This window comes from Methanobrevibacter sp. (assembly GCF_045644645.1).
Lineage (GTDB): Archaea > Methanobacteriota > Methanobacteria > Methanobacteriales > Methanobacteriaceae > Methanocatella.
Window position 1 is genome coordinate 1 of the sequence record NZ_JAZRHE010000082.1, and the last position, 7,345, is coordinate 7,345.

Genomic DNA, 7,345 nt, shown 5'->3' on the forward strand with positions numbered 1-7,345 from the left:
AGTAAGTATATAAATGTTTGTATATTTGCAATTTTTATCATATTTTTACAAATAATTAATCTTTACTTTCTGTAAATAAAATGAAGTATACATCCCAAGATAAAAAAATCATGGATAATATTGAATCAATTAAAAATAGCTATTTATATATAATTTAAAAAAGTAAAATAGTATTAATTAATATTAATTGAGGTTATTATATGAAAGGAGATGTATATTACGGAAAAGGTATCAGAGAATTAAAAGATGAATATCCTGATTTGTATGAGTTAGTATCTAACATTAACGATACTGTATGGGATGGAAAAGTCTTGGATTATAAAACTCAAAAATTAATAGCTATAGGCATCACCGCTTCCCGTGCTGATCCAAGAGCTACCAAAAAACAAATAAGAAGTGCTATTGAAGTACTTGGCATTACTAAAGAAGAAATTGTGGATGTTTTAAGAGTTGTATTATTAACATCTGGTATGCCTGCATTTTCCAAATCACTTCAAATATTGAATAGCGTTACTGAAGCTATTGAAGAAGAAAGAGAAGATAAGGCTTAATGTTTTATCTTACCCTTCATTTTTTTTCTAATTTTAAACTTTTTATATTATAACAACATATGTAGTAGTGTAAAATAATTTTTTATTAAGTGATGAAATGTTTGATAATTATAAGAATAAGTTTATTCCATTTATTGTACCTATAATACTAATTCTATTTTGGTATTTTATCACTGATGGAATTGAGTTGTTTTCTTCATATATATTGCCAAGTCCTGTTGATGTAGTTAATTCTGCATGGGTAGTAATTGAAAACGGAAAACTTCTTACAAATACTGTTGATACCTTATTCAAAGTATTTGCAGGTTTGATTTGCGCATCTGCTGTCGCTATTCCTATGGGAATATTGCTTGGGTGGTATAAAACATTGGAAGATTTATGTACTTTTGTAATTAGTGTTTTAAGACCAATTCCTCCTGTTGCATGGATTCCATTTTCAATTTTATGGTTTGGTATCGGCACTTTTCCAGCGGTATTCATTATATTCATGGGATGTGTATTCCCTATTTTGGTTTATACTATTGATGGTGTGAAAAGAACTGATAAAGTTTTAGTTGAATCTGCTCAGACTTTAGGGGCTAATGACTGGAATGTTTTAAGGCGTGTAGTAGTGCCGTCTGCCGTTCCTTATGTTGTTTCAGGTTTAAAAGTAGGTATTGGAATTGCTTTAATGTGTACAATTTCAGCAGAGATGATTGGTTCAAGCAGTGGTTTAGGTTATATGATTTTAACAGCAACAAACCTCTTTGATACAGGTACCACAGTTGTTGGTATGCTGGTCATTGGTTTAATTGGACTTGCATTTGATTTTGTATTTACAAAAGCTCAAGACAGGATATTCTGGTAGGTGTAATGGATGTCGATTGAAGTTAATAATATTAATAAATCCTTTGAGGGTAAAAAAAGCGATAAATTATCTGTTTTAGAGGATATTAATTTACATGTTGATGATGGGGAGTTAGTTTGCCTTTTGGGACCTTCAGGATGTGGGAAAACTACTCTTTTAAGATTAATAGCTGGTCTTGACCAACCTACCTCCGGTGAAATTATTGAAAATGGTGAATTTGTTAAAAAACCATCCGGTGACCGGGCGGTTATTTTCCAACAGTACTCATTGTTCCCTTGGTTAACAGTATTGCAGAATGTAACATTTGGTTTGGAGATGACAAACAAAGATAATAAATCCGAAAATATTGCTGCTGCTGAAAGATACTTGACAAGCGTTGGTTTAATTGACTTTAAGGATAGCTATCCTCATGAACTTTCAGGCGGTATGAAACAGAGGGTTGCAATTATCAGATCCCTGCTTAATCATTCACCAATCTTGCTTATGGATGAGCCATTTTCTGCATTGGATATGCAAAATAGGCACAAGCTTCAAGAACAGCTGATTGGGGTTTGGAAAAGATTTGAAAATACAATAGTTTTTGTAACTCATGATGTTGATGAGGCGGTTTATCTTGCTGATAAAATTGTAATTATGGATAAAAACCCCGGTAGGATTGCTGAAATAATTGAAGTTGATATTGAAAGACCTAGAAAAAGAGAATCTCACGATTTTATAAATTTACAAGAATCAATTGTTGATAAATTAGATATGGAAGAATGATAGTTATATTCTAGCTATTAATGTTCCATAATTTCCATTTTTTATTCCATCATAAACATAATCAAGGGATTTTAGAATACTTGTTTTTAAATCGTTGTTTTTGGCAAGATATGCAGCAATGGCGGATGACAGATTGCATCCTGTGCCGTGTAAGTTATCAGTGTCTATTAGTTCCTGCTTTTCAACACTAACATTGCCGTTGATGTTTATAATGTTATTGCCCTCCAGATGCCCTCCGGTAATTAGGCTGTCACAGACTATTTTTTTGGATGCTTTGATGGCATCATCTTTTGTTTTTATTTCAAAACCGGTTAATTTTTCAGCTTCACTAACGTTAGGCGTTGTTAAAACAGCCTGGGGAAGTAAATATTCATTAAATGCATCTGCAATACCTTCTTTTGTTAAATCTCCACCGGAAGTTGCAACCATAACTGGATCAACCACGGCCTTTAAATCGTACTCTTTTACTTTTTTAGCAACCAATTTGATGATTTCTGGTGAGTATAACATTCCGGTTTTAATAAATTCGATATCGTAAGATTCCATAACAGAATCAATTTGCTCTTCAATATAACTTTCATTTATTGGCAATGTTGAAAAGAATTTATACGGGTTTTGTGCGGTTAGGGCAGTCACAATGCCGGTTCCATAAACTCCGATGGCCTGAAAGGTTTTCAAATCAGCATAAACGCCGGCACCGCCTGACGGGTCAACACCTGCAATAGACATTACAATCATTCAATCATCTCTTGTAACTTTCAGGCGTTCGCTTCCGCGGAAAGATTCAACATTGACTTTCAGTTCCTTTAAATACTGTCTGGTATGTGTTTTTTCACCGTGAATCATGATTTCGCCAAGATCTTCGGTAGTATTGACGTCCAGCGCCATGAAAAACGAATCGTGAACCTGCGGATTTAAGTTTTTTCTTTCGGCGACTTTAACATGTTCTTTATAACTGAATCCTTCAAATCTGGTGCGGATTGCCATGGGCTTCATTATAATCATATTGGTCCCGCCACCTTTTGAGGGGACAATGATGAAATCTAAGCTTTTGGATGCATCAATTAACATTTGAACATTGGTTTTGCCAATTAATGGAATGTCTGAAGGCACGATAATGATTTTTCTTGCTTTTCCTTTGCACAACTTCATGGCTTGAGTCAATGCTTTGTTTAAATTGGAATTGTCATTTTCCAAGATTGCATTAACATTCAGACTTTCCGCATAGTTTAATACGTCCTCGTCACGACTGATGATGAAAATCTTATCCACATGCTTTTTCAATGTGTCGGTCACATCATGAAGCATTACTTTTAGGAGTTTTTCCCTCTCTTCTTCTGATAAAAATGGGGAGAGTCTGGTTTTCGCATTTTTGAATGTTGTAACTGGAATTATTGCATATATGTCATCCATTTCAATCACTTAATAAGTTTTAGCTATTAAAGCAAGGTATTTTGCATCTTCCGCGCTGGCTATGCATTTTCCTTCTGACACCTCTTCCTGAATGCCTAAAATGTCATATCCGGTTTTCTCTTCAATCTCTTTACCTACTGCTTCATCACCACACCAATAGAATTTGACAACATTTCCGGCTTCAACAAGTCCAGGAATTTCATCCAGGTTTTCTGTGAATTTGACATGCTCTTTTTGGAAAGCCCATGCAATTTCAGAAAGGTTTTGTGAGGACTTATTCAATAAGTCAATAACATTGTCTGCCAATGAGTCATCTAATGGGAGTTCAATTTTTTCTCCTTCGTCTCTCCTCATGGCTACTGTAATGTTGTTTTCCAAGTCTCTTGGTCCAAGTTCAAGTTTTAATGGGGTTCCCTTCAACTCCCAGTCATTGAATTTTTTACCAGGCCTAATGTCTCTGTCATCGATATTGACTCTTAAGCCTTCGTCTTCTAATCGCTCTTTGATTTCATTGCATTTGGCCAAGACTTCTTCTTTTCCTTTTTTGAATAGAATTGGAATTATGGTAACTTGATTCGGTGATACTTCTGGCGGCAATCTAAGTCCCTTTTCATCTCCATGAACTCCAATGACTGAAGCTATTACCCTATCGGATACTCCAGCACAGGTTTGGTAAACTAATTTATGCTCACCATCTTTATCCTCAAAGGTAATGTCGAATGTTTTTGCGAATGTCTGACCTAAATTGTGTATTGTGCCGATTTGCAGGGTCTTACCATTAGGCAGTATCACATCAAAAGCCATTGTGTAGTCCGCACCGGGGAACTTATCCCATTCAGGCCTTTGAGAAATTAAGTAAGGGATTCCCAAATCATCAAAGAATTCCTTATAAATTGCAATGAAATCCTGAATTTGCTCATCTGATTCTTCTTTGGTTGCATGTGCGGTATGTGCTTCTTTAAATGTTGTAATTTCTCTGACACGTATTAATGGCCTTGTGTGCTTTGTTTCATATCTGAATGTATTGACTATCTGATAATATTTGATTGGAAGATCGATGTGGGTTCTGATCCATAATGCATACATCGGATAAATCGCGGTTTCACTGGTTGGTCTTAGGGCTAATTTTTCATTTAATTCAGTTTGCCCGCCTTTAGTTACCCAGTATACCTCATCTTCAAATCCTTTTACGTGAATACCTTCTTTTGCAAGTTCGGTTTCGGGAACAAGCATTGGGAATAGGACTTCTTCATGATCCTTGTCCAGTAACTTTTTAATAATGTTCATTGAGTGCTTTCTTATCTGAAAACCGTATGGCATCCACACTGCCATTCCTTTGATAGGATATCTTGAATCCGTAATATCTGCCTGTTCTAAAATATCATGAAACCATTCGTCAAAATTTTCCACCATATCACCTAAAATAATTTTTATAATATAAAATTATCTGTTTTTAATAAGTATTAAATGTTTATTTTAGCCGTTTTTCAATTCAAAAGAAAGTTATTTATAATTATTTCATACATATATATTAATGTATAATTTAATCTTGGGAGATATTATGAGCAATAGGAAAATACAAATGCCTAGGGAGGTTTACATTGATCCGGGTATTATAAAAGATACTGGAGAAATTTGCAAATCTCTGCATTTAGATAATAAGATTTTAATCGTTACAGGTTCACACACATATGATGTGGGTGCAAAACCTGTAATTGAAAGCCTTGAAAAGGATGATATTGAGTATGATGTTATTAAAGTTGACAGGGCATCTGAAGAATCAATATCTGAAGTTGAAGAACTAATCACACAGGACACTACAGTTTTAGGTGTTGGCGGTGGAAAGGTTATTGATGTGGCTAAGTTATCTTCATACAATCAGGGCGTATATTTTGTATCCATGCCGACAACAGCTTCTCATGATGGTATTGTATCTCCTATGGCATCAATAAAAAATCCTAATACTTCCATATCCGTCAATGCGCACTCTCCAATTGCGGTCATTGCGGATTCCGAGATTCTTGCACAATCTCCATTCAGACTATTGGCTGCAGGCTGTGCGGATTTAATAGCCAACTTCACGGCCATTAAAGATTGGGAATTGGCACACAGACTGAAAAACGAATCATTCAGCGAATCGGCAGCCGCATTATCAATAATGTCAGCCCATTTGATTACCGATAACATAGCTAATATTAAACCTAATCTGGAACCCAGTGCACGCATAGTCATGAAGTCACTGTTCAGTGGTGGAATGGCAATAAGCATTGCGGGTTCATCCAGGCCTGCCAGCGGATCAGAGCATTTATTCTCACATGCGCTTGATAAGATACTTGACAAGCCGGCTTTGCATGGTGAGCAGTGTGGTGTCGGGACAATAATGATGATGTATCTTCATGGTGGGGATTGGAAAGCTATTAGAGACTCACTTAAAGCAGTTCAAGCTCCAACCACTGCAAAAGAGTTAAATATTCCTGAAGAGGACATCATTGAAGCGTTAATGATGGCTCATGAAATTAGGCCTGAAAGATATACAATCCTTGGAGACAACGGAATATCCAAAGAAGCGGCATATGAACTTGCCTATAAGACGGAGGTGATTTAATGATTACATTAATTGGAAAGGATTTGGCAAAAAAGGGTCAGGAATTCGTTTTTTTAGGACCTGCAGGTGAATGTGAAAATTGTAGGTTTAAGGCATCCTGTGTTGATAATCTTGAAAAAAATAGGAAATATGTTGTCACTGACGTTAAGGACAATGAACAGAAATGTCCAATACATTCCGGAGGATTAGTTATTCCAGTTGAGATAGACAGGGCAAAAATTGACCTATTAACAGATTCAAAAAGTATTTTTGAAGGATCAACATTCACGTATAATGCTCCAAATTGTGATGAGAAATGTGATTTTCATGATTTATGTTTCCCGGACGGCCTTGTTGAAAACGATAAATGCATTGTTTTAGAAAATAATGGAAAACATGTCGGGGAATGTAAAAAAAGTTATAAGCTTAATAAACTTACTTTGGGGTTTGTGATATAAATGAAAAATGCTAGCAGCAATGATTCCAGTAAAAAAAATGCAGGTTATAAGGCGGCTGAATTCGTAAAAGATGGCATGGTTTTAGGGCTTGGAACAGGTTCAACCACTCATTATTTCATTGAAAAGGTAGGTATGAGAATTCGTGATGAGGGAATTAATGTGTTGGGCATTCCAACTTCATTTCAATCTTTGCTAATTGCAAAAAAATGGAATATCCCAATAACTACCCTGGAGGAGCATGACATTGACCTTTCCGTTGACGGGGCAGATGAAGTGGACCCTCAGTTCAATTTGATAAAAGGCGGTGGAGCAGCCCACACAAAGGAAAAAATCGTTGACTATGCTGCCAAAGAATTCATAGTCATTGTTGATGAGTCAAAATGTGTTGAAAAATTAGGGACATTTCCAGTGCCTGTTGAAGTGTTGCCAGATGCATCAAGGGTTGTTATTCAGGAACTTGAAGATATGGGGGCACAATGTGAAATCAGGATGGCTCAAAGAAAGGATGGTCCGGTCATAACAGACAACGGCAACTTTGTAATAGATGCCAAGTTCGAAAGTGTCGAATCTCCTGCACATATGGAAATCGACTTGAATTCCATTCCTGGAGTCGTTGAAAACGGAATATTTTCACAGATGGTGGATAAAGTCATTGTCGGGACTGAGAATGGAACCAAAGAGTTATGATTGATTGGTCATCTATTCTAGATGGATGAGTTCATTTTAAATA

The 7,345-nt window shown here is 35.9% G+C and carries 9 protein-coding genes; 6 read left to right on the plus strand and 3 right to left on the minus strand.

Going from position 1 to position 7,345, the window contains the following annotated elements:
* Nucleotides 1-200: 200 nt before the first annotated feature.
* The 3 genes from ACKI4K_RS04755 to ACKI4K_RS04765 all read left to right on the plus strand — a co-directional run bounded on the left by ACKI4K_RS04755 (nt 201) and on the right by ACKI4K_RS04765 (nt 2,160).
* Nucleotides 201-551 carry a carboxymuconolactone decarboxylase family protein gene (locus tag ACKI4K_RS04755; protein WP_407422796.1) on the plus strand — a complete coding sequence of 117 codons (351 nt, stop codon included), beginning with the start codon at nt 201-203 and terminating at the stop codon, nt 549-551.
* Between the two features lie 97 nt (nt 552-648).
* Nucleotides 649-1,398 (plus strand): ABC transporter permease, encoded by a 750-nt coding sequence (locus ACKI4K_RS04760; protein ID WP_407422798.1) that lies wholly within the window; start codon nt 649-651, stop codon nt 1,396-1,398.
* 9 nt (nt 1,399-1,407) lie between these two features.
* On the plus strand, nt 1,408-2,160 hold the full coding sequence (locus tag ACKI4K_RS04765) for an ABC transporter ATP-binding protein (RefSeq protein WP_407422800.1): 753 nt from the start codon (nt 1,408-1,410) through the stop codon (nt 2,158-2,160).
* A gap of 3 nt (nt 2,161-2,163) precedes the next feature.
* Here the strand turns inward: ACKI4K_RS04765 and thiD are convergent, their stop codons facing one another.
* Genes thiD through proS form a run of 3 tightly spaced genes read right to left on the minus strand, consistent with a single transcriptional unit; the run spans nt 2,164 to nt 4,986 of the window.
* Nucleotides 2,164-2,898 (minus strand): bifunctional hydroxymethylpyrimidine kinase/phosphomethylpyrimidine kinase, encoded by a 735-nt coding sequence (gene thiD, locus ACKI4K_RS04770; RefSeq protein WP_407422802.1) that lies wholly within the window; start codon nt 2,896-2,898, stop codon nt 2,164-2,166.
* Entirely contained in the window at nt 2,899-3,573 is a 675-nt protein-coding gene (cofC, locus tag ACKI4K_RS04775) for a 2-phospho-L-lactate guanylyltransferase (RefSeq protein WP_407422804.1), read from the minus strand.
* 9 nt (nt 3,574-3,582) lie between these two features.
* Nucleotides 3,583-4,986, minus strand: a complete 1,404-nt coding sequence (proS, locus tag ACKI4K_RS04780; protein ID WP_407422806.1) for a proline--tRNA ligase — start codon at nt 4,984-4,986, stop codon at nt 3,583-3,585.
* Nucleotides 4,987-5,134: 148 nt separating this feature from the next.
* On the opposite strand from proS, the gene ACKI4K_RS04785 reads away from it, so the two are divergent.
* Genes ACKI4K_RS04785 through rpiA form a run of 3 tightly spaced genes read left to right on the plus strand, consistent with a single transcriptional unit; the run spans nt 5,135 to nt 7,302 of the window.
* Nucleotides 5,135-6,178: an NAD(P)-dependent glycerol-1-phosphate dehydrogenase gene (locus ACKI4K_RS04785; RefSeq protein ID WP_407422808.1), complete on the plus strand. Its 1,044-nt coding sequence runs from the start codon at nt 5,135-5,137 to the stop codon at nt 6,176-6,178.
* Nucleotides 6,178-6,615 carry a UPF0179 family protein gene (locus ACKI4K_RS04790; protein ID WP_407422810.1) on the plus strand — a complete coding sequence of 146 codons (438 nt, stop codon included), beginning with the start codon at nt 6,178-6,180 and terminating at the stop codon, nt 6,613-6,615. Before ACKI4K_RS04785 ends, ACKI4K_RS04790 begins: the two co-directional genes overlap by 1 nt.
* On the plus strand, nt 6,616-7,302 hold the full coding sequence (rpiA, locus tag ACKI4K_RS04795) for a ribose-5-phosphate isomerase RpiA (protein WP_407422812.1): 687 nt from the start codon (nt 6,616-6,618) through the stop codon (nt 7,300-7,302).
* Nucleotides 7,303-7,345: the final 43 nt, after the last annotated feature.

What these genes read in the sequence shown, in the direction of transcription:
- rpiA (WP_407422812.1), top strand. Translation starts at nt 6,616, where the DNA reads ATGAAAAATGCTAGCAGCAATGATTCCAGTAAAAAAAATGCAGGTTAT.
- ACKI4K_RS04790 (WP_407422810.1), top strand. Translation starts at nt 6,178, where the DNA reads ATGATTACATTAATTGGAAAGGATTTGGCAAAAAAGGGTCAGGAATTC.
- ACKI4K_RS04765 (WP_407422800.1), top strand. Translation starts at nt 1,408, where the DNA reads ATGTCGATTGAAGTTAATAATATTAATAAATCCTTTGAGGGTAAAAAA.
- ACKI4K_RS04760 (WP_407422798.1), top strand. Translation starts at nt 649, where the DNA reads ATGTTTGATAATTATAAGAATAAGTTTATTCCATTTATTGTACCTATA.
- ACKI4K_RS04785 (WP_407422808.1), top strand. Translation starts at nt 5,135, where the DNA reads ATGAGCAATAGGAAAATACAAATGCCTAGGGAGGTTTACATTGATCCG.
- thiD (WP_407422802.1), bottom strand. Translation starts at nt 2,898, where the DNA reads ATGATTGTAATGTCTATTGCAGGTGTTGACCCGTCAGGCGGTGCCGGC.
- ACKI4K_RS04755 (WP_407422796.1), top strand. Translation starts at nt 201, where the DNA reads ATGAAAGGAGATGTATATTACGGAAAAGGTATCAGAGAATTAAAAGAT.
- cofC (WP_407422804.1), bottom strand. Translation starts at nt 3,573, where the DNA reads ATGGATGACATATATGCAATAATTCCAGTTACAACATTCAAAAATGCG.
- proS (WP_407422806.1), bottom strand. Translation starts at nt 4,986, where the DNA reads ATGGTGGAAAATTTTGACGAATGGTTTCATGATATTTTAGAACAGGCA.